General features: G+C 54.8%; 21 protein-coding genes. 5 read left to right on the forward strand and 16 right to left on the reverse strand.

Annotated elements, in window-relative coordinates; genetic code table 11:
- Window positions 1-28: 28 nt before the first annotated feature.
- On the reverse strand, window positions 29-1,156 hold the full coding sequence (locus tag ACIOMO_RS16320; RefSeq protein ID WP_401242028.1) for a glycerophosphodiester phosphodiesterase: 1,128 nt from the start codon (window positions 1,154-1,156) through the stop codon (window positions 29-31).
- 220 nt (window positions 1,157-1,376) lie between these two features.
- On the opposite strand from ACIOMO_RS16320, the gene ACIOMO_RS16325 reads away from it, so the two are divergent.
- On the forward strand, window positions 1,377-1,703 hold the full coding sequence (locus ACIOMO_RS16325) for a DUF2025 family protein (RefSeq protein WP_159812749.1): 327 nt from the start codon (window positions 1,377-1,379) through the stop codon (window positions 1,701-1,703).
- Between the two features lie 127 nt (window positions 1,704-1,830).
- Here the strand turns inward: ACIOMO_RS16325 and ACIOMO_RS16330 are convergent, their stop codons facing one another.
- Both ACIOMO_RS16330 and ACIOMO_RS16335 read right to left on the reverse strand, forming a co-directional pair.
- Window positions 1,831-2,136 (reverse strand): antibiotic biosynthesis monooxygenase, encoded by a 306-nt coding sequence (locus ACIOMO_RS16330; RefSeq protein ID WP_159812747.1) that lies wholly within the window; start codon window positions 2,134-2,136, stop codon window positions 1,831-1,833.
- Window positions 2,133-2,834: a CTP synthase gene (locus ACIOMO_RS16335; RefSeq protein ID WP_401242033.1), complete on the reverse strand. Its 702-nt coding sequence runs from the start codon at window positions 2,832-2,834 to the stop codon at window positions 2,133-2,135. The genes ACIOMO_RS16330 and ACIOMO_RS16335 overlap by 4 nt, the downstream gene beginning before the upstream one ends.
- A gap of 228 nt (window positions 2,835-3,062) precedes the next feature.
- Here ACIOMO_RS16335 and ACIOMO_RS16340 point away from each other — a divergent pair, with 228 nt between their 5' ends.
- Window positions 3,063-3,941, forward strand: a complete 879-nt coding sequence (locus ACIOMO_RS16340) for a LysR substrate-binding domain-containing protein (protein WP_053122921.1) — start codon at window positions 3,063-3,065, stop codon at window positions 3,939-3,941.
- Here the strand turns inward: ACIOMO_RS16340 and ACIOMO_RS16345 are convergent, their stop codons facing one another.
- The 3 genes from ACIOMO_RS16345 to ACIOMO_RS16355 all read right to left on the reverse strand — a co-directional run bounded on the left by ACIOMO_RS16345 (window position 3,942) and on the right by ACIOMO_RS16355 (window position 6,463).
- Window positions 3,942-4,475, reverse strand: coding sequence for a DUF1003 domain-containing protein (locus ACIOMO_RS16345; protein WP_053122919.1), 534 nt, complete (start codon window positions 4,473-4,475; stop codon window positions 3,942-3,944).
- 166 nt (window positions 4,476-4,641) lie between these two features.
- Window positions 4,642-5,697: a diguanylate cyclase gene (locus tag ACIOMO_RS16350; RefSeq protein WP_401242035.1), complete on the reverse strand. Its 1,056-nt coding sequence runs from the start codon at window positions 5,695-5,697 to the stop codon at window positions 4,642-4,644.
- Between the two features lie 157 nt (window positions 5,698-5,854).
- Entirely contained in the window at window positions 5,855-6,463 is a 609-nt protein-coding gene (locus ACIOMO_RS16355) for a TetR/AcrR family transcriptional regulator (protein WP_053122915.1), read from the reverse strand.
- A gap of 215 nt (window positions 6,464-6,678) precedes the next feature.
- Here ACIOMO_RS16355 and ACIOMO_RS16360 point away from each other — a divergent pair, with 215 nt between their 5' ends.
- Entirely contained in the window at window positions 6,679-7,722 is a 1,044-nt protein-coding gene (locus ACIOMO_RS16360) for an MBL fold metallo-hydrolase (protein WP_401242038.1), read from the forward strand.
- Between the two features lie 12 nt (window positions 7,723-7,734).
- On the opposite strand, the gene ACIOMO_RS16365 is transcribed toward ACIOMO_RS16360, so the two are convergent.
- Both ACIOMO_RS16365 and ACIOMO_RS16370 read right to left on the reverse strand, forming a co-directional pair.
- Window positions 7,735-8,055 carry a helix-turn-helix domain-containing protein gene (locus ACIOMO_RS16365; protein ID WP_053122912.1) on the reverse strand — a complete coding sequence of 107 codons (321 nt, stop codon included), beginning with the start codon at window positions 8,053-8,055 and terminating at the stop codon, window positions 7,735-7,737.
- On the reverse strand, window positions 8,042-8,410 hold the full coding sequence (locus ACIOMO_RS16370) for a type II toxin-antitoxin system RelE/ParE family toxin (RefSeq protein ID WP_159812737.1): 369 nt from the start codon (window positions 8,408-8,410) through the stop codon (window positions 8,042-8,044). The genes ACIOMO_RS16365 and ACIOMO_RS16370 overlap by 14 nt, the downstream gene beginning before the upstream one ends.
- A gap of 361 nt (window positions 8,411-8,771) precedes the next feature.
- Between ACIOMO_RS16370 and ACIOMO_RS16375 the strand changes: the two genes are divergently transcribed.
- The gene (locus ACIOMO_RS16375; RefSeq protein WP_401242042.1) at window positions 8,772-10,289 is read left to right on the forward strand and encodes an amidase family protein; all 1,518 of its coding nucleotides are present in this window, start codon (window positions 8,772-8,774) and stop codon (window positions 10,287-10,289) included.
- On the opposite strand, the gene ACIOMO_RS16380 is transcribed toward ACIOMO_RS16375, so the two are convergent.
- A complete protein-coding gene (locus ACIOMO_RS16380; protein WP_212543847.1) occupies window positions 10,290-10,607 on the reverse strand; it encodes an XRE family transcriptional regulator in 318 nt (105 codons plus the stop codon).
- 374 nt (window positions 10,608-10,981) lie between these two features.
- Here ACIOMO_RS16380 and ACIOMO_RS16385 point away from each other — a divergent pair, with 374 nt between their 5' ends.
- A complete protein-coding gene (locus ACIOMO_RS16385) occupies window positions 10,982-11,662 on the forward strand; it encodes a DUF6933 domain-containing protein (protein WP_053122903.1) in 681 nt (226 codons plus the stop codon).
- Window positions 11,663-11,828: 166 nt separating this feature from the next.
- Here ACIOMO_RS16385 and ACIOMO_RS16390 read toward each other — a convergent pair whose 3' ends face one another.
- The 7 genes from ACIOMO_RS16390 to ACIOMO_RS16420 form a co-directional block, all read right to left on the reverse strand.
- The gene (locus tag ACIOMO_RS16390; RefSeq protein ID WP_401242045.1) at window positions 11,829-12,815 is read right to left on the reverse strand and encodes a hypothetical protein; all 987 of its coding nucleotides are present in this window, start codon (window positions 12,813-12,815) and stop codon (window positions 11,829-11,831) included.
- Window positions 12,816-13,083: 268 nt separating this feature from the next.
- Window positions 13,084-13,797 (reverse strand): HNH endonuclease signature motif containing protein, encoded by a 714-nt coding sequence (locus ACIOMO_RS16395; RefSeq protein WP_159812727.1) that lies wholly within the window; start codon window positions 13,795-13,797, stop codon window positions 13,084-13,086.
- Window positions 13,798-13,910: 113 nt separating this feature from the next.
- Window positions 13,911-14,444 carry a Bro-N domain-containing protein gene (locus ACIOMO_RS16400; RefSeq protein ID WP_159812725.1) on the reverse strand — a complete coding sequence of 178 codons (534 nt, stop codon included), beginning with the start codon at window positions 14,442-14,444 and terminating at the stop codon, window positions 13,911-13,913.
- A gap of 545 nt (window positions 14,445-14,989) precedes the next feature.
- A complete protein-coding gene (locus tag ACIOMO_RS16405; protein ID WP_248693405.1) occupies window positions 14,990-16,936 on the reverse strand; it encodes a TniQ family protein in 1,947 nt (648 codons plus the stop codon).
- Window positions 16,933-17,877 carry a TniB family NTP-binding protein gene (locus ACIOMO_RS16410; protein WP_169909399.1) on the reverse strand — a complete coding sequence of 315 codons (945 nt, stop codon included), beginning with the start codon at window positions 17,875-17,877 and terminating at the stop codon, window positions 16,933-16,935. Before ACIOMO_RS16410 ends, ACIOMO_RS16405 begins: the two co-directional genes overlap by 4 nt.
- Window positions 17,877-19,808 (reverse strand): hypothetical protein, encoded by a 1,932-nt coding sequence (locus tag ACIOMO_RS16415; protein ID WP_401242050.1) that lies wholly within the window; start codon window positions 19,806-19,808, stop codon window positions 17,877-17,879. The genes ACIOMO_RS16410 and ACIOMO_RS16415 overlap by 1 nt, the downstream gene beginning before the upstream one ends.
- Before the next feature lie 6 nt (window positions 19,809-19,814).
- Window positions 19,815-20,465: a TnsA endonuclease N-terminal domain-containing protein gene (locus ACIOMO_RS16420; protein ID WP_169909403.1), complete on the reverse strand. Its 651-nt coding sequence runs from the start codon at window positions 20,463-20,465 to the stop codon at window positions 19,815-19,817.
- Between the last annotated feature and the right edge of the window lie 279 nt (window positions 20,466-20,744).

Raw genomic sequence — 20,744 nt, forward strand, 5'->3', positions numbered from 1 at the left:
CTCGCGATGCAGATACCTAGATCGCCGCTCAATAACCGTTGTTCTTCAACACCTGATCAACACTGCCGGCCGCCGGACGCTTGTAGAACTTCAACAGTTCGCTGGCGCGGTTGGTGAAGATGCCGTCGACACCCGCAGCCATCACCTTCTCGAAATCCACCGGCTCATCGACGGTGTAAACGTGAACGAGCATGCCTTGATCGTGGGTGTACTTATTCATCCACGGTTGCACCAGATCCGAATAGCTTTGATCGCCGCTGTTGGTCAACTTCGCCGAAGGGCCGGTGCCGATTGCACCTTGCGCCTTGGCGTAGTCGACCCACTGCTTGAACTCGGCTTCAGACTTCGGCTCCTGTTTGCCGTAGAAAACGTTTTTGTCCTTCTCGCCCGACTCGGCAAAAGTCACTTTCGACTTCGGTTCGACGCTGCCTTCGCCGACCCACAACAGCAGGATTTTCGGCACTTGCGGCATTTCTTTTTCCAGCAGTTCGAGGCTGTTTTTCTCGAACGTCTGCAGGATCACTTTGCCTTTACCCTGACCCACGCCCAACGGACTCTTCGCCAGTTTCGAACCGGCCGGGCTCAGCCAGCCGCGATCCTGCAATTTTTCCTTGAGGTCATGTTCGATGCCCGGGAACAGCTGCGGCTCTTTGGTTTCGATGTAAAGGCCTGGTTTGTGGTGCGGGTTGGCCTGGGCGATGTTGATGATTTCGTCCAGGGTCAGAATTTTCAGCCCGGCATAAGAAGGACGCGCGCGCTCCGGGTACTTGGCGTTGAACCAGCTGCCGGCGTCGAGGGTTTTCAGTTCGGCCATGGTGAAGGCGTTGGCCGGGCTGTCCTTGCGATCCGGGAACTTGCTCGCGACGTCGGTGGTGCGCTGCAGATTGTCATCGTGCAGGGCGAACAGCACGCCATCCTTGCTGCGCTGCAAATCCATTTCCAGATAATCAGCGCCGAGGTCGCGGGCCAGTGTGTAGGAGGCGGCAGTGGATTCCGGAGCATCGAAGGACGCGCCACGGTGAGCGATCACCGCCGGGTGCGGGATGCCATGCGCCCCGGCCACGGCGTCGGGATTGCTCTGGCTGGCGGCGTGCGCCTGACCGAGTCCGAGCAACAGGCTCAGCATGAGGGCGCTTTTGGTGAAAGTGGCGGGCATGTTCGAGATCCTTTCGCGGGTCTGTTTCAAAGACGTACCTTTTAACAACTGAATCGATTGCGTGCTATCGCCAGACCGACATAAATGTATTAAAACCGAATTTTCCTACAATTCTGCTCGCCAACTGAAGTACGCTTGCCCTCGGCAGACGCCCCGGCAGAGGGCGCGCCACTCGATCGCCTTGCGTGTAAACCATCGATCACTTTTCGTGAGGTTTACCATGCGCATCACCTCCCAACTCATCTGCCAGGCTGCCGACGACCTCAAGGGTTTTGTCGGCCTCAACCGCAAAACCGGTCAATACATCGTGCGTTTCAGCGAAGATTCGTTCGGCATGGACGTCGCCGATGACGGCATTATTCCGACCAGCGAATTCGTCTGGGCGCCGGCGACCGAGCAGACCATGACGCTTAAACGTGAGTTGATTCAGTTGCTGCTGGATCAGCATATTGATGAGCGGATCAACATTACCGAGCCGTTGCGGGTGTATATGCAGAAGGTTGAAGTGCCGGAGATAGTGGCGGTGCGCAGCTTGGTGCGGGGTTGAGATTTTGCGGTGACTGAGAGGGCCTCTTCGCGAGCAAGCTCGGCTCCTACAAGGATTGGTGGCGCTCGCAAATCTTTTGTAGGAGCCGAGCTTGCTCGCGAAGGCGGCCTAGACTGCGCCGCCATCCTCACTGCCCAAACCGATACTCCCGCTCAACCCGGCAAACCCGCGTATGAAACTTCGAATACCAAATCGATCGCCCACGCTCCTGAATTACCCGATGCTCAGGATTCTGCCGCCACGCAAGAATCGCCGCCTCACTCTCCCAATACGACACGGTAATGCCGACACCATCCGCCCCACGAACCGACTCCACACCGAGATACCCCGGTTGCATATTCACCAACTCTTCCATGCGCTCGGCGGCTGCGGCATAACCGTTATCACCCTCGGTGCGCGTCGAGGTGAAGATCACCGCAAAACACGAGGTCATTGCTGTGCCTCCACGCAAGCTTCGACAAACGCCCGCACCAGCGGTGGGATTTTTCCTCCGAGCGCCGCGCGTTCCGGCTGGAACAACGTTGCGACAAAGAACCGATGATCCTTGAGCTCGATCGCGCGTAAATCCCCCACCGAATCATGCCCTGTGGCGTGTAGGCCATTGCTCAGAAGATCACCCTCGAACTGCGGATTCACACCGTAGCGGCAGCGATAGCCTTCCTGAATTTCCGACGTTTCGTACGCCTTGGCGATCAACGAACCGGATACCAGATGAATGCTGTCCACCGCTTCGACCAGTGAACAGGTCAACGGCGTGAGCAAAGCACGTTCGGAATCGGGCGAGGTTTCGCCGTGCTCTGCGTCGGCCCAGCCCAGCACGTTGCGGGAAAATTCCAGTACGGCATGTTGAAAACCACCGCAGGTGCCGAGGAAAGGTCGCTGCTGCTCGCGGGCAAAACGGATGGCCCGCAGAGCGCCGGCTTCGTTTTTGTAAGGGCTGGCGGGGACGCACCAGATGCCGTCGAAGCGTTGCAGCGCGCTATCGGCGTGAATCTGGTCGGTGGCCAGCCATTCGAAATGCACGGGGCGGGCGAGGTGTTCAGCGATCAGCCCAAGGGCGACGGGGATGGCCTGGTGGGCCGTCACCTGCGGGTCGTAATCGCCGATGAGGGCGATGGAAACAGCGTCCATGTAAATTCCTTTTTGAATAGATCGATGAACCCCTGTGGCGAGGGGATTTATCCCCGTTGGGCAGCGAAGCGGCCCCAAGATTTCAAGAGCGACGACTGCTTCGCAGCCGACTGGGGATAAATCCCCTCACCACAGAGTTTTGCGTTTGCTTTGAGGAGGGTGTGATTGCCCGCTAACGCCACTCACTATAGATTGGCGCTCACGCACTCAATATTGGCGTTTCCCCAAGTGATCAATGCAGCGGCGCACTATCAGCTCGACTACCCCGATCTGGCCCTGATCCTCGCTCTAACGCGCGCCGGCTCTCTGGCCCGCGCATCTCAGCTGTTAAAAGTAGACGTCTCCACCGTGTTCCGCGCCGTGCGCCGTCTCGAAGCCGCGCTCGGCCAGCAACTCTTCGAAAAAAGCCGCGCCGGTTACCTGCCGACTACCCTCGCACAGAACCTCGCCGAGCAGGCCGAACGCGCCGAGCAAGCCCTCGAAGCGGCACGCATTGGCGTGGAGCAGGGTGGCGAAGTGATCAGCGGCACGGTGCGTCTGACCTGCACCGACTCGGTACTGCAAGGCCTGCTGCTGCCGGCGCTGGCGCAGTTCATGCCCAACTACCCGGCGCTGACCATCGAACTGAGCACCTCCAACGACTTCGCCAACCTCAGCCGCCGTGATGCCGACATTGCCCTGCGTCTCACGCGCACACCGCCGGAGCACTTGGTCGGACGGCAACTGGCGAAGATTTCCTACAGGGTCTGTGCCAGTCCGCGCTATCTGCAGAACGTCGATCCTACAGATCTGGCCGCGCTGACCTGGATCGCCCCGGATGACTTTCTGCCCGATCACCCGACCATCGCCTGGCGCCGTCAGCACTTGCCCGGCGTGGTGCCGGGTTATCGCTGCAACAGCATGCTCTCGGTTACGGAGTTGGTACGCGCCGGGCTCGGTGTGGCGGCATTGCCGGATTTTCTGATGGGCGATGACCTGCAAGCCTTGAGCGAACCGTTGCACGGTTACGACACCGCGCTGTGGCTGCTGACCCGTCCGGATTGCCGGGCGTTGCGCTCGGTGGTCACGCTGTTCGATGAACTTGGGCGGGCGCTGCGTCTGCCGTGATCAGCGCTGCGCAGACTGGCGCATGTGATCGTGCATCTCGCTGGTGAGACTTTCGATACGTTCGGTCAGGCTCTTGGTCATCTCGGTGAGGCGGGTGTTTTGCTCCAGCAATTCCAGTAATTGCGCGGTGTTCTGTGCCGCTTGAGCCTGGCGCTCAGTGTTAGCTCGCGCGAGGTCTTCACGGTGCTGGGCATCGGCGTCGGATTGCGCCTTGTCGCGCGCGGCCTGGCGGGTTTGCGCGAGCAGAATCAGCGGCGCGGCGTAGGCCGATTGCAGGCTGAACGCGAGGTTGAGCAGGATGAACGGGTAAACGTCGAACGTGGTCACGCCGAAAACGTTGAGGCAGACCCACAGCAACACGATCAGGGTTTGCGCGCCGAGAAATGTCGGCGTGCCGAAGAACCGCGCAAAGGCCTCGGCGCGCAGGGCGAAGGTGTCGTTACCGAACGTGGTGGCGAGGTGGGCGTGAGGGCGGTGGAAGCGCAGGTGATCGGTGGGATCGGTGGTGGGTTTTTCGGATGGGTCAGGGGTCATGATGGGCTCGGCGGGGTTGGGTGGCTGTGCATCACTATAGTCTTGCGTTGTGGCTGCCGGCCTCTTCGCGAGCAGGCTCGCTCCCACATTTGAACTGCATTCCTACTGATGAAACTCGGTCAAATTGTGGGAGCGAGCTTGCTCGCGAAGGCTGCGACTCGGTCACTCAAACTCTCGCGTCGTGCGCCAACGCCACACTGATCGTATTGCGCCCCGTATGTTTCGCCGTATACAACGCCTTGTCCGCATCCTCCAGCCAATCCACCGCATCCTTATACCCGGCCTGATAGCGCGCCAGGCCAATACTTAAACTCACCCGCAAATCCGGCACATCCGGATGGCGATACTGCTCCAGCGCCTCGCGCAACTGCTCCATCAACACCTCGGCTTTGGCCAATGGCAACGTCGGCAGAATCACGCAAAACTCATCACCGCCATAGCGCCCGGCCAACTCATATTCATCGAGCACACGCTTGAGCTCCTGACTCAATTGACGCAGCGCGGCATCGCCAACGATGTGCCCATAACTGTCGTTGATCACTTTGAAATGATCGATATCGATCAACGCCAACGTCGCCTGCGTGTTGTGCTGACGGCACTGCTGAAACTTCAGGTGCAACAGGTCTTTCCAAGCGCCGTGATTGAGCAGGCCGGTCAGGCTGTCGGTTCGGCTGAGCGCACTCAACGCACGTTTATGCTGGGACAGTTTGATCGCCAGTCGATAACAAACCATGCCCAGCGCCAGCGGATACAAGGTGAGCATCGGCAAGCAGGCCCAGACTTGCGCCTGTGTCATCGTCAGACTGAATTTGAAACCGAACATCGACCAACCCAGCAACACGCCGACCAGTTGGGCGAGGGCGCCAAACACGAACAGTCGCTGGCCACCGGCCGCCACGTTGTTCATGGTCATCATCGACAGAATGGTCACGGTCGCCAGCGGATTGAACTGAAAACTCGCCGCCCAGAACCCGCCGCACAGCGAGTCGTAAAGCATGTTGCGGCGCTCGGCCTGATAGGGAAAAGCAGAGCGCGTGGAGATCTGATACGCCAGATGCGGCCAGGCAAAGCCGTTAAACAGCAACAGTGCCCAGATCCAGCCCGGCATGTTCAGCGGATGCAGCGCGGCGCCGACACAGAAAAACCCGACGCCCAGACCGATGATCCGGGGCAGGTAAATACGTCTGGCGAATGACAAGCCTTTGCCGCGATTGTTTTCCATGGTGTCCTGCGCGTGATTCGTCCTGAAATACTTTGCAGTATATTTCCTCAGGTCGACCGTCTGTCGGTCGATTGTCGGACATTGTCATTTATTCCAACGGGAATGATCAGTGTCCTTCCGAGCCATTAATCGATGGCTCACGCAGGAGAGCGGCGACTTAGAGCTGATAACAGCCGAGAAACATGTCCAGAGCCGATTCAACGACGGTGTTCTGCATCTCGGCATCCAGCGGCGGTTGGCCCATGGAAATCTGTGGCCAGAAGCCAAACGACTTCAGCAGCCCTTGCACCTGATGCGCGGCGAACTCCGGATCGATAGGTTTCAATCGACCGTCGGCCACCGCCGCACGAATCCACACCGTCAGGCCTTCTTCGCGTTCGCCCATGCGCGCCACCATGTTCTGCGCACGCTCCGGGGAATGGATGGTGGCGGCAATCGCGACCCGCGCCAGGCCGAGGAAATTGTCGTCGGCCATCATCTGCAATTTGGCCAACAGCATCTGCCGCAGCTGCTCGCGCAAAGGCTTGTCGGCGCAATACGGTTCGCGCATTTCTGCGCTGATCCGCGCCCACAACTGATTCAGAATCTCGGCGAACAACTCTTCCTTGCTGGGGAAATGGTTGTACACCGTGCGCTTCGACACACCCGCCGTCGCGGCGATCTTATCCATGCTGGTGACCTCGAACCCGTTGGCACGAAATTCGGCAATCGCTGCCTGAATAATGGCTTCGCGTTTACGGTCGGTGAGGCGCTGTGGAGCTGTCATAAGTAAGCTTCGGCAGGAAGTGAATGAAATTACACTCGGTAGTTTACTTGTCATCGTGTTTGATGCAACCTAGAAACTACACCGCTCAGTGTAATGTTGCGTTAATCCTCGCAACCTAAAAAACAGACAGTTCGGCCTGTGCGTGCAGCCTTGGCCATTTATCGTCCCACCGTGAAACGCCGTGAATTCCCCGGTTTTTCAGGAGTCATTCAGTCATGGCCAACCCAAATCCCGCTTCCACACCCGAAGCCTCACGTCAGGCTCAAGGGCTGTTCCGCAACCACGCGCCGGTGCAGCGCGAAGGCCTGCGCAAAATGTTGCGGATCATGTGGAACATGATCTTCCACAAACCCCGCGACACCCGGCCCGCCGCGCCGATCCCGGTGCAAGCGCTGACCCGCGAAGACCTGCTGGCCGCGCCGAACCACAGCGTCTATCGCCTCGGCCACTCAACTCTTCTATTGAAGATGCGCGATAAATTCTGGATCACCGACCCGGTCTTTGCCGAGCGTGCTTCGCCCGTGCAATGGGCCGGCCCGAAACGTTTTCACCAGCCACCCATCAGCATCGACCAATTGCCGCCGATCGAAGCGGTGATCCTGTCGCACAACCACTACGACCACCTCGACTACCAAGCCGTACTCAAACTCGCCGACAAAACCAACTACTTCCTGACCCCACTGGGCGTCGGCGACACCCTGATCAAATGGGGCATCGACGCCAGCAAAGTGCGCCAGTACGACTGGTGGCAGGGCACCGAAATCGCCGGCATCCGCTTCATCGCCACCCCGTCGCAACACTTCTCCGGTCGAGGCCTGTTCGACGGCAACAGCACGCTGTGGGCGTCGTGGGTAATGATCGACGGCGACACGCGCATCTTCTTCAGCGGCGACAGCGGCTACTTCGACGGCTTCAAACGCATCGGCGAAGAATACGGCCCGTTCGACCTGACCCTGATGGAAACCGGCGCCTACAACGTCGAATGGCCACACGTGCACATGCAACCGGAACAAACCCTGCAAGCGCACATCGACCTCAAGGGCCGCCGGCTATTTCCAATCCACAACGGCACGTTCGACCTGGCCATGCATGCCTGGCACGAACCGTTCGACCGGATCCTCGCGCTGGCGTGGGAGCGCAGTGTGACGATCACGACGCCGCAGATGGGCGAGGCGTTTAATCTGGCGCAGCCGCAGCGGGGGAGTGCGTGGTGGTTGACGGTTGAAGGTGAGACTGAAGCAGCGGTGCAGGGCGCCTGACGCCTTATCGCGTCAAGCGAATACCACCTCAATACGCCCCTCTTTCCTTGAACGAGGGGCTGATTTCACCACTATTTGTACGTCTCGTCCGAGCCGAGAAAGACACTCCATCATCTTGGCTTCACTGATACCGCGAAATTTCCCGCGAAGCATTTCGGAGAGTTTGGGCTGAGACAAACCCAGAATTTCCGAAGCTTGAATTTGGGTCAGATGGCGTGCCTTTATGATTTCGCCGATCTTGGCCGCGAGTTGTGATTTGACCTGCATTTCACTGGCATTGGGCAAGCCGAGGTCTTGGTAGACGTTGCCGCTGCCTTCTTCAATTTCTATCATTTGATGATCCTTTGGCGTGATTCTGGGCAGCTCTAAGTCGGTTTCGGATTAGCTCAATGTCCGACTGAGCGGTTTTGATTCCAGACGTCGCCTTCTTCTGGAAACAGTGCAAAACGTAAACAGCGCTGTCGAAACGAACTGTGTAAACGGCGCGATAGGTGTTGGTATCGAAGTTCTCCACCAGTTCCAATACTCCTGCACCGCCAAAGCCCTTCAAAGGTTTTGCATCTGGGTGCTTCAGCCCATTTTGGGCGAGATCCAGTGCATAACCGAAAACGTCCTGCACGTCTGTGGGCATCTGCTTCAGGTCTTTTTTGCTGCTACACACCCACAAGAGCGGCTTCCTTGCACACATTCAAAATATACCTATGTTGGGATAATGGTCAACGATCCTTTTCATTGCTAACGCCTGGTTGAGACTAAGGCGTGATTTAGGGTGTACTGGTTTTTTGTACAGTTAATATTTGCTGGAATCAAATGCGTTTTGTATGCGGGTGAAACCATTTTCCGATCTCAGATTTTCAGTGCACAAATGCTGGCTGAATCTGGAAGAAGCGGCGTCAGAAAAAGCCTCCACCCCGTGTAGCGGCTACAAGTCAGGCTGACTTTTCCTACTGCTGATTGTCCTTGTTGCTGACAGCGCTTTCTGACGGTGTCGGTAGGCTGTATCGCGAGTGAATGACTCACTCGCATTTTTTCATACAAGGATGATCCACATGAAACACCCCTTCAAACGCCGGATGAACACGCTGGCGCAAGCAATCCTGATTTCGCTGACAGCCACAGCCGTTGCCAGCACCGCCACCGCGAATACCGAACTCGAATACGCCAGCGTTACTGAACTCGGCACCCTGATGGCGAACAATGAACTGACTGCCGTCGCACTAGTTGAGCACCTCACGCAGCGAATCGCTGACCTGGACAAACAAGGCCCGGCCCTTCACGCCGTTATCGAGCTCAACCCGCAAGCGCTCGATATCGCCAAGGCACTGGATGAAGAGCGCGCAGCAGGTCAGACGCGGGGTGCGCTGCATGGCATTCCCGTGCTGCTCAAAGACAATTTCGATACCGCTGACAGTCTGCAAACCAGCGCGGGTTCTTTGGCGATGGTCGGTCAGCCGGCTGCCGCTGATGCTTTCGTGGTTAAGCAATTAAGGGATGCTGGCGCGATTGTGTTGGGCAAAACCAACATGAGTGAGTGGGCTTACGTGCGGGACATGGATCTGCCGCATGGCTGGAGCGGTCGCGGTGGCCAAGGGAAAAACCCACATCTGGCGAGTGAAAGCACATGCGGTTCCAGCTCCGGTTCCGCCTCTGCTGTGGCAGCAGGTTACGCCCCAATTTCCTTGGGCACTGAAACCAACGGTTCGATCACTTGCCCGGCGTCGGCTAACGGCGTGGTTGGCGTCAAACCGACATTAGGTCTGTTAAGCCGATCCGGGATCGTGCCGATCACTCGACTGCAAGACACTCCTGGAACCTTAAGCCGAACCGTTCGCGATGCGGCGCTGACCTTAAACCTCATGCAAGGCATCGATGCGGCGGACTCGGCCACCTCGGGCGCACCGACAGGAATCGATTACACCGCGCTGCTGAGCAACGATGCCCTGCAAGGCAAACGCATCGGTTATCCCGTTGCATACGTCGGCGCCAACGGTAAGCCTCTGACGCCTGGCGTCGAATTTCTGATGGCCATGGCAGCGATGCAGGAACAAGGCGCCACGATCGTACCTGTGACTATCCGTTTTCCCTATTCCGCTGATTACATACCAAATCTGATGGGCGGGATGAAACACGAATTGCCGGAATACTTCGCAAGCCGTCCCGACCTGCCAATTCAGTCGCTGCAAGCGCTGATCGACTTCAACAAAACCAATCCCGGCACTGAAGGTCACGGACAAAGCATGCTCGAAGCGATCAACGATATGGACATGACCCATGATCAGGCACGTGCTTCGCTCGCAACCATCAGCGAAAAATTCAAGGGCGCCATCGACGAACAACTGCAAGAACACAACCTCGACGCAATGATTGCCGAAGCCGACGGCTACTCGCAGTTCGCCGCCGCCGTCGCCGGCTATCCAGCGATCACTGTGCCATCGGGCATGGACGATGACGGACTGCCGACCTCGGTGTTCTTTTTCGGCAAAGCCTGGAGCGAGCCGCAACTGTTCGCCATGGCCTACAGCTATGAACAAGCCTCGGCCGAACTGCACCATCCTGCCTTCAAGTAATCATCCGACCTGAGCAAAATCCCCACGCTCAACAGCGTTCTGCTGCATAGCCTGGGGATTCAATTTACGGCCTGGCGCGAACCCGGGAAAGAACACCAACCCCTGCGCTTCCAAGCGATACGCCAATGCCAGACGCGCCGCATCGGCCACATCCTGCTGCGCCTCAAACCGCTGAATGTCTTCGACAGACACCTGGGCCTCACGCGACAACTGCTCAGCGCTCCAGCCGAGCATGGCTCGGGCCTGTACGCAATGCGTCGGGGTAAACTGGAAAAGCGCGATATGTTCGAGAATGAGGTTCATCGCAGAAGTGGCCATGGTGTGCTCCGGGCTCAAGAGTGCTGATTGAAAATATACTGTGTTTTTGTACAGTTGTTTTCGGCCGGGATCAAACGCATTTTTTGATTTTCCCTGATTCGCCGCCTCCAACCAGACGGACGGTGCCTGACCGAGTCGTCGCTGCTCGCTGAAACTCGGCCCGGTTTGCGGTGCAAAGAACGATTGAAGGTAGGCAAGCTTACGGGTAACTGCTCCGTCGGCTGTGGGAGTGTTTGACGTGTGTTGGGACGTTGCAGAAAACTCCGACACCGTGTGGGTAGCTTTCCTTCAGTCGTCACTGGGAAGGGCACGAGATCAGTGAAGTGGATACCCGGTCGATCTAAGATGGCCTCAGTATTCAAAAGAGAAAACGCATGTTGATCTTCAATTGCACCGAAGCTGCCAGCAAGTTTTTCAGCCGGGTTCACAAAGGCAAAAAAATCACGCCGGTGGACAACAACCCCCCGTCGAAGGCCATTGAAGATGACGAGGCCAGCAATTCCGTAGAGCAATGGCTAGTCCATGCGATCACGGTGCAACGTAAGCACGTATTGTTGGTTATCCATGTGAAAACCCGTTACTGCATGGTCTTCGCCGAGGCGAAAAAAGCCGACGCAGAAGGTTTCGTTGCCTGGTTTGCTGATCGTTGGCGTGAAGGATTGATCCGCGATGCGATCAATCACGGCTTTATGGATTGGGTCGATGCCGGTGTCATGCCGGAGCGCATGGATCAAGGCTGTCACGATTACAGGTTTTATCGGCGTAGCCATCGAAGTGCGCAAAAACACATTGATGAAATTGCCTGGTATTTCCAAGGCAGTGCATCTGAGTCGGGCTGTTTACCACCGGGTGAACGGGCAGCCATTGGTTTCGATGCCGCGATGAATGACACGCCCAGAAGCAGCAAAGGTCAGAAAGATATGTACTGGCCGAATGTCGAAATGGTCGCTCACTGGTTGCGTGAATATTGCGCTGTTGATGAGGCGGGTATCGAACATGCCTTGAAGCGACGTCTGGAGGCGTGGCGAGAGATCAATGCTTGTCATAGGCGCTAGGGTGTAGCCCATGCTTGAGCAACTCGGGCGCGAAGTCATCAGTTATCACGCTCGTATGTTGCAGGGGGGGAATGCTGAGCAGTATGAGCGTCGCTCCAGCAGTTCTGTATCCCGACATAGTCAGCCTGCTGGCGCCGTCAACCTGCAACTACCCCAAGGCTAACCGTCACTCCAGTCCCGGCGCCTCACGAATAATGAAGTGATCCAGGTTCTCGATATTGGCATTGAAGACCTCGAAAGGCTTTTCGGGGTTCTTCTTGCCGGGCACCTGCTTCAACTCCGGCGTCACCCCATAGAAGAAACAGAACAACGCCTTGTCGCTGTCCACCGCGTGCTTGATCTCTTCCAGAAACGCCTTGCGCTTGCGGTAGGTGTCGATCAGCTTCTTGTTGAGATAAACACTCACCGGATACGGCTTCTTCTTACTGTCCTCGGGCTTCTTGAACCAGACCTTGTCCTCGAAATCGATACGAAAACTGGCACTGTGGAAGTCCTCGATCTTCTTGATCCGCCCCCAGTAAATCAGCCCCTTGTTGTCCGTCAGATACTCAACCTTCTTAAAGAACGAACTGTACGGCGCCGAATGCTCGCCGACCTTCAACGGCATCCGCTTAAGCAACTCCTTGTCCGCGAAGTTGGAAACAAAACACTCCACCGGATGCGCAAACACACTGGTCTTGTCCGGCGCCGACTCACGACCCGCCGACTCTTTACCACCGTCCGCCGCCGCCCGCACCGGATCATCGCGCAACACATCCGCCGCCCCCGCTGGCGCGACGGGCTTGCGCACATACTCACGCCGGGTCAGCAACAACTCCGATGGGAAATGTTCCTCACGCCCGTCATCCACCTCGCCATCCGCCGTCTCAACGCCAGAAGCCAAAGCCTTCAAACTCACATACGGACAACCCGCGACATGCTGCGTAGTGGGCAGATTCTTGAAGTGCGGCGTGCGCACGTAATTCACATTCTTGGCGTTGAACGTGCCCAACTCATTGGAGGCCTCGAACGCCGAACGACAGGCATCGTTGGGGCACTGGAAGTGTTCCTTCGCAGAGTCAAACGCCACCGTCTCATCGAAATTGAGATCGCGAACATCATAGATCGACAACTTGTCGTCGAGGCTGAGGCAGTAGGCGAGATCGAATTTCATGGTGGGGCTCGGATCCTTGAGTGGGGGAGGGGTATTAATAGCGGGAGGTGGCGCGGGTTGCACTGATTGTTTTCAGGATGATGCGGGATTTGTGGGAGCCAGGCTGCTCGGGATTCTCGGCATCAACACAATGTCGAATCCAGACACCCGCCCGGCAGCAACACGTTTCAAATGTGGTGAGGGGATTTATCCCCGATGGGAAGCGGAGCTGCCCCAAAAGGCACCGGGTTAATAATGCCTAATTGGTCGAGTGCCGAATGCACTACCACTACTCAGTCTCTAACCCTGCGACTCTTTTATAAAACTCCGCAGTGAACTCATCTTTGTCGCTCGAGTAATGGCAGCGTCGATGGCAGTTCGGGCACAAGGCTACTGCATTGCTCGTACGGTCTGTCCCTCCGTTGACGAGATGTTTCACATGGTGGACTTCAAGAAATGGTTTGCCATCGGCATCCTGGAATGGCGCTTTTTGGCCACAACCCTCACACATGCCTTTAGAACGTTTCAGAACCCATTTTTTGACGTTTAGTTTGCGCGAAAGCCTAACTACCGTCGCGTTAGTCTGCTTTGGGTTTAGTACACCCGCGGGCGCATCATTCAATTCAGGTGCGGTAGGTTCGATAAACCGGAATTCTGTAAGAGGAGTGCGTCGTGGGGAGATGTGCCGTATCGCGTCCGTGTCTTTTTTGGCGAGGATTTCTTTGATACGCGTAATGACACCAGAACCGAGATTCTTCGCCGAAACATAGCCTGTAATTCGAGGCAGTCCCAACTGATCCATTACCGCAGAGATATTCTGCATGCGGTATTCGACTGAAGAGGAGCTGCGTCTGATTAGCGGGCCTTTCCGTAATAGTCGGTTTTCGTCCGCTTTATTGAACGGCTGATTTTGCAGTTCAAGAACCAGCATTTTCAGATAAGCGTCAACAGAAGCTTCTAGCTCCTCATCACTCCAGCCAGATTTTTCTTTCGAGGTGTCCATACAATCGCCGAGGGTTGAAAACCCTCGGACGATACTGAGTGGCCATCACATCTGTCTACGAAAAATCCTACAGAAAATAGCGACGGATCCTGCACGATCCTACAAATCTGTCCCTAACCCATGGAGTGTTTCGAAGATTGAAATACCTGCGAAAACCTTCGCCACCAAGGTTTCCCTACCGCAGCCCGCCGTGAGGATTGGTCGTTTAATAGGTAAGGCATATCCCGAAGCCGAATCCAGCCCTCATCTTGCCAATGCAGCAAACACAAAGACATCTCCGGCCAATCCAACAAGCTCAACATTGGCCGATTGGAATTTCCCGAGTCCGCAGCATCGCGCAAGCTCGGCACGACCTCATTGGTCAGCCATTCCCGTAACAACCGATTTCCCGGAACGTAGTGATAGATCAACAGCGCGTACACCCCAGATTCACTGAGCATCAGATGCTGTTCAGGTTCTCGAAAGTACTCAATCCACATGACGCGGCGTTGATCGCTATCTAGCTTGTTGACCACCCGATCATTCAGATGGAAACCCATCAAGCGGCCAACATCGCGAGCGGAGAACCAAGGCTGGTTCTCTAATAGGAGGGCATGCAGAGAAAGTTTGTGGCGAGAGAAGACGGTTACCGAGCATGGATAAGGCATATCTATGACCTCTACGTTTTAGATTTTGAGAGGGCCTGACCCCAACGTAGAGCGGACTTAAGAAATCCCAACGAGCAGAGCAGTTGCCACCGACGAATTACGCGTCTGTGTCACTGACCAAGCTTTCTACGTTGGGCGTTTCTTAGGCACCTGCGATAGAGCTTAGTAGTGCTCGTGGCAGGCTTCAATGGGAAGCGACTGTAAGTGCTGTAGGAGATTGAACGCTGTGACGTAGGCGTAAATATGATTACCAATCGCCCATAAAAAAGCCCCGATCAGATCGGGGCTTTTTTGCTTTCTCGACTCGCCGACTCAAACTGCAATCGTCAAATCGTGCCAAGCGACGCTCATCGTCATTGGCCTACGAAACGGTGGTCCCGTAAACCAAGGCCTTTAGAGAATTTTTTCACTAGAGGCGAAATTCTTTTTTCATTATTTCGCGAATTTATGAACATTTTTCGCGCTAATTTATGAAATTGATTTTGTTCGTTTTTTCATGGGGATTTCCAGTAGCTGGACACTACTGGTTTTTGCGTAGGAGGGGGTTATTTTATTTCGATAACATCATGTCGGCGCAGAAGGCGAACTGTAGAAATATACCCGGTCTCATGCGGGTGTACGGGGTTGAGCCTTTTCTGTCTTACAAGGTTAGCGGTGTGGCCGATTGAGGCACCTAGAAATTCATCCGCTTCGCAGAAGCTCATGAATAGCTCACGGTGCTCTTGCACTCGACGGATTTGCTCTATGGATACTAGGGTTTTGCTCCCTATGCGGAGGTACTTCAGAAAGTCGCTTTGGATAAATCTTCTGGAGAACGTCTGTGGAGTCATGCCGAGCTGAGCTGAAAAACGTTTAAGCGGGATCATCTTCTCAAGCTGTGCTTTGGCATTAGCCACCGAGCTGCTAGTGAAATGGCGGCCAGTCTTCAGATTTTTAGCTCGGCTAATAAAGCCCTGTCGTTCGAGATGCTTCAAGTCGTGCAGTACAAACCCAAGAGCGCGTGCTGTATCAGTGCTTGATGTAGATTCCTCTCCCGTGACGCTGGCGGAGCCTTTGGTTTTTCTACCCGCGTTGGATTTGTAGTGAGAAACGTTTTGCAGAGAGGCTTTGACCTCGCGATTGATGTCTTCGCGGCGGTAAACGGTTATAAGCCCTCCATCGAGATCCGGCCCAGAAATCGGAGCTATCCCTAGGTGGAGGAGCTTTGCTGAAAGCGTCGTTCTGGGAAGGCCGAGATCCGAAGCGAGTTGACCTATGAACACGAAGTTTTCCGAGAAGTGGTCTACCGCAGTCACCTGGAGCAAGGTCTTGCCATGGGGGCCTTTACTTACTCCAGTTTGCATGAAACCCCGCGAGTGCGCGCTACGAATTGCCTGCGGATATACGCCCAAGCGAATAGCGGTTTCTTCGATGGTAAGGCGCGTGCTGCAATCTTGAGTTGAAGGTCCTGAGATAGAAGACTGCTCGGTTGGCAGGAGAACTCTCGTCGGTTGCTCAAGCAGCATGCATAGCTTTTTGGCGGAGTATGTCCACCGAGTGTCCTCACCCTTTTCCCGTTGAACCAAATCACGAGTCAGGAACGAGCGAAGCTTGGTCTGTGAAATTTTCAGCGCGTGAATCATCTCATCCTGATAAAGCCGAAGCGCTGAGCATTTACACTCTCCCTTAGCATCTGCGATATCGGATTTGGAATGGAGCAAAAGTTGCACTTGGCTTTTGATCCATGAGTCTTCCGACGCCATCCAAGGAGCAAGCAGAGGCCTCAACGTAAGGCACGGGTACAGCTGCTTGGTTGCCCCCAGCAGTTCCTCAAATATCTCAGTGTCACAATCGGCGACACGAGCAGCGGTTTCTAGGATCTTCTGAGTTTGGTTGGGCTGCTTGGTATATCGGAGCGCCTTCAACGCAAAAATGAATCGATCCAATGCAACCTGATCTTTTGCCCTAAAGATCTTCAGCAGACAATGCGAACTCGGCGAGTGCAAGTTTTTTTTCGGCATGTTGCGTAGATCAAACCCGCACCGGCAATTAGCCCCTGAAAGCTGTGTCCAACGGATTGGACGACGGCATTGAGGGCAGGCTGACTCTAGCTTGCAGTCGTGTTCGGGACAGCTTTGAAGCCAGTTGAGATCAAGTATCGACGAGTGGGTGCCCGCCTTAATGCAGTCGGGGCAAATGCTAAAGGCATCAGCCCGAATATTGGCCGAGGGCACTGCCAATCCCATGACCTTCACTGGGCTTTCGGCGGTGCGTCCAAGCTGCATATAGAAGCTATCTTGAAACAGTTGGCCATTGAGGTGTAGATGGCCGGCCAGTTGACCAACGAGCTTCGAGTGCTTCATCTGCCAGGCCAAAGGTTGGAGTGATTCTTTTGCTCCAAACGCTCTGGCCATGGCCGAAACCGAGCCAAACCCATTCGCGTAGGCGGTACGCATCATTACACTTCGGGGGCTTTCTTCCAGACGGGCATGGGCAAGGTGGAAAAGATTCATTTGCCCTTCGCCTGCGAGATGACTTTGTCTAGTGAATCAAGTGGCAGCCGAAAAGCATTGCTTCGATGTTGGGCTGTTGGAATTACAGATAGGTCGGCAGCGCTGACCAGATCGCCAAACCCGAAGCTATTATCGTTGCGAAGGAGCGCTATTCTGAAGGCATCGTTGAGTATTTGGCGGATGCCATTCATGTTCCCACCGGTCGCGAGATACATGGCCTTTAGTGGCTGCTCTGTGCTCAAACTGATGCACTTATCGAACTCTCCGATTCGCTTGATCGCTGTGCCGAACGCTCGCAATGTTTTGCTGAATACGGACGCGGGGTCTAGTGCGGAGTACGTGAAATGATTCATCTTGTGCCGGTAGGGGTATCTGCGGGAAAGCTGCGGGTGCGCGTTGATGATTTCTTCGCAACTAGGGACGCCCACAATCGCAACCGGGACCAGCGTTTCATTCAGGAGTGTTCTTACCCAATCGCATACTTGTTCGCGGGATTTTTCTGCTCCTTTTCGAAGCAAATTGTCAAACTCATCGAGAACAATGAGTTTGGTCTCGCAGGTTTGGAGGAGAGTGACCAGGCGCTTAAAAAGGGTCGAGCTGTTGCCAGTCACGTTATTGGAACCCAACTCCTGCAACATGGAAGTCGTGAGGCTCTTGATTGTCGCGCCTGCTTGTAGAGAGCAGTAGAAAGCAGGGACGATCTCAGTAGTGCCTGCTTCTGTAGTGACGATCCTTCTCTCCCCAAAATGGCTCAAGGCGATTTTACAGACAGTGGATTTTCCCGTGCCTGGGTCGCCAGTCAGGAGTGCAGATGCGGGCTCCCCGCGAGTCAGAGTGGCGTCGATGCTGCGAGAAATGCAATCCATTGCACCGGCATACTCAGGGTGGCTCACGACAAATTGTGCAAACTGGACGAGCTTGTCTTGGATATCGGTGTTCATCATTGCTTCCTGGGCAGTTGGAAGATTTCGTAGTCGTTGGCATCGTCATCCGATATGTCGTCAATAAGTTCAAAGTCGATTTCCTCAGGACGCTGAATGTTTTCGTCGATGTACTGCGTATCGACCCCAATTTCAATAAGTTGGGTCGTGAGGTGGTTTTCAACATTACGAGTGTCGCGCAGGTGAGCGCGCTTACGTCGTGCATTGTTCGTTTTGCTCTCGCTCAGGGCCTGCCAGATGCGCCGCAACGTCTGTCGGGCTTCTTCGCCGGTGAAAAGTTTCGCCTCCTCCTTCATTTTTTGTTGAACCAATTCATGTTCGAACAGTGACAGGTCGTATTGGTATTCATGCACCGCATCGGCCTGATAAAGAACCCCGCTGTGTGGATCACACACGTGGACGATGCCAAGGTTTGTACGGTCGTATAGCACTTCGACCTTTTGTCCTGGCTTCAATTGATTCTGGATATGGGATAGTCCTGGGCCACTCCAGCTCAAATTTTTGAACCGAACACGGCCTCTGTTTATGGTGCAGAAATGCGTTGCCATGCAAATAAACCGGACGTCTCCATCCGTGAAGACTTTTGGCGGATTCATTTTGTCCAAGTTTCGCTCCCACAGAACGTTGGCTGGCAGGTGGCGGTGGCCATGAGCGGTTTTGTTGTAGTAGTTTTCAATCCAGTCTGTGAGGATGCTGCGCAACTCATCCAACGTCATTACAGCTTCGCCTTCAGAGTCATAGTCTCCTCGCATTATCGGATTCGATTTCGTTGTTCCGTTCAGCCCGTGAATGAGCTGTATGTTCAATGTGCGGAAAAAAGATTCAATATGCGGTTTCTGGTTAGGCTGACCCTTGGCGCAAAATCGAACCGTGAATCCCATACGGTTGGCTATCGAAAGCAACGATGCGTTGTAGAACTCTGAGCCGTTATCAACGACTAGTTCTTCCATGAGTCCAGCGGGTGAGCCGTCCTGACGCTCAGTCAAAGCATGGCGTAGTGCACTGGCTGTCTTTTCAAAACACGGCGGAGTAAACGAAAGGCTCCAGCCGATTACGGAGCTGGTGAGTGCATCCAGCAATACAGTGAGATGGGCACGACCAATGCACAGGCCGTCTTCTCCCACAAGTTGTACGTCGACTTCCTGGGTATCTGCTTCGACCCGAGCCAAAAGCCTGTCCGGGCAATGGATCCCCTTGCCAAATCCATGCTTCTTTTCTGCCGCCTTTTTGCCAAGCCGGGCGACGTCTACCGTGAAGCTAGGAAGAATCTTCAGGGCACGGTAAAAAGTTGACGGCGACGGGATATCCAACTTGATGTCATTGATGGCGGACTGGCGGTTCAATTCCTCAAGGTGTGCAACGAACAATTTGTAGACCATAAGCGCCGGCGGCCTTGTGTTGTTCAGGTAGTGATTGCGGATATAGTCCTGCATGACTTCCAGGGATTCTTGGCTCAATCGCTTGGTACGCAGCTGCTTTCCTGTCGATGTATCCATCAGTGCGAAGGCGTTCTGGCCATTGTCCAAAAAGCGTTTTTTGAGTTGGTACAACTTTGTGTATTTCGGTGGTTTGGGATCACCCAATTCAACTGCCATCTTCTCCACAGCAGCGATGGTTTTTTCCCGAGGGAGCGCACCGTGGAACATCTCCAGAAGTTTTTGGATGTAGTAAGTAGCACGGTCGAACCGCTGCCGCTTTGAAGCGTCTTGCCTTACCAGTTCCAGCGCTTTTTTTTCATCCAGCAGTGCACTGGAAACGGGTACAAGGCGCCCTTGGCGAAGGAGTGGATCGACCTCTGATTCCGGCAGATATATGGAGCCTTTGTGGTTCACACCGCGCATGAGAACGCGACCATGGTCACGGGCGATGACTTCGACTAGCTCGCCATTCAGTTGGTAACGTGCACCCGGCTGTACATCATGTTTGTCCATCGTGATTTACCCCCAGAAGACTTGGCTGTTGGTTGAAATTGGCTTGTTCCAGTCACAACGCAGTTCCAAACCAAAAATCGCCGCAGATAGCGCTGCTGGAGATGGCGGTGAGGGCAGCGCTAGAAGGTCGCAAATTTTCATAGGCGAGGTCAGCATGCTGAGCTGGTCGCGCAAATAGGCCTGCTCAAGTGGAGTAACTCCACGTGCCTGGCAATAGGTCTTGATCAGATTATTCAAGCGGGGCTGTTGGCGGATACGGCTCGCGGTGAGCAGCTCGAAGTCGTCACCGCGCTCACGTAGACGCTGGGTAGCTGCGCGATACAAGGCGAGATATTTGGGCTTGAGAAAAACATTGTCGGGCTTGATTTCAACAAACTTGGTCAAGCCGCTCGCATAACGAACGGCGAAATCGGGAACGTAAGTACGGGACTTTCCCTCAACTTCCAGGACCAACCGTTCGGGTTGTGCACGATAGCTAACGACATTTTTGTCCTGTTCCCACAGGAAACAGGCGTCAGCCTCTAGTCGTACTTCGCAGATGATTAGTTCGCCATTTTTTCGGGATGGAAAGAACGTCGTCTGCTTGCCATATTGGCTGCGTTTTATGTTTCTTAGGGGTGACGTTGTCCCGCCGTCTTGAGTTCGGAGTTTTTTCATGATGTGTGCTCGTCAGAGTTTTTTAGAGATTGGTGGTCAAGTTTCAGCTTGTCAAATGGTTTGCTGGCTTAAACGGCATAACATCATGTGGCCTCCGGCGTTTCGGTGTTTTCTATATTGACAATTTCGAGCTGGATCTAAGTAAGTCAATAACTTACGCTCTTACTTTTTTTATTATTAAATAGAGTTGCTCAATTTTATTGCCCGACGAACGGGCGCACGAAAACCTTCAGCGCAAACGAGCTTTTGAGGAATACTAGAGTTGGGGGGTAATAGGAA

The sequence above is a fragment of the Pseudomonas sp. NPDC087804 genome (assembly GCF_044742965.1).
Classification (GTDB): Bacteria; Pseudomonadota; Gammaproteobacteria; order Pseudomonadales; family Pseudomonadaceae; genus Aquipseudomonas; species Aquipseudomonas rustica.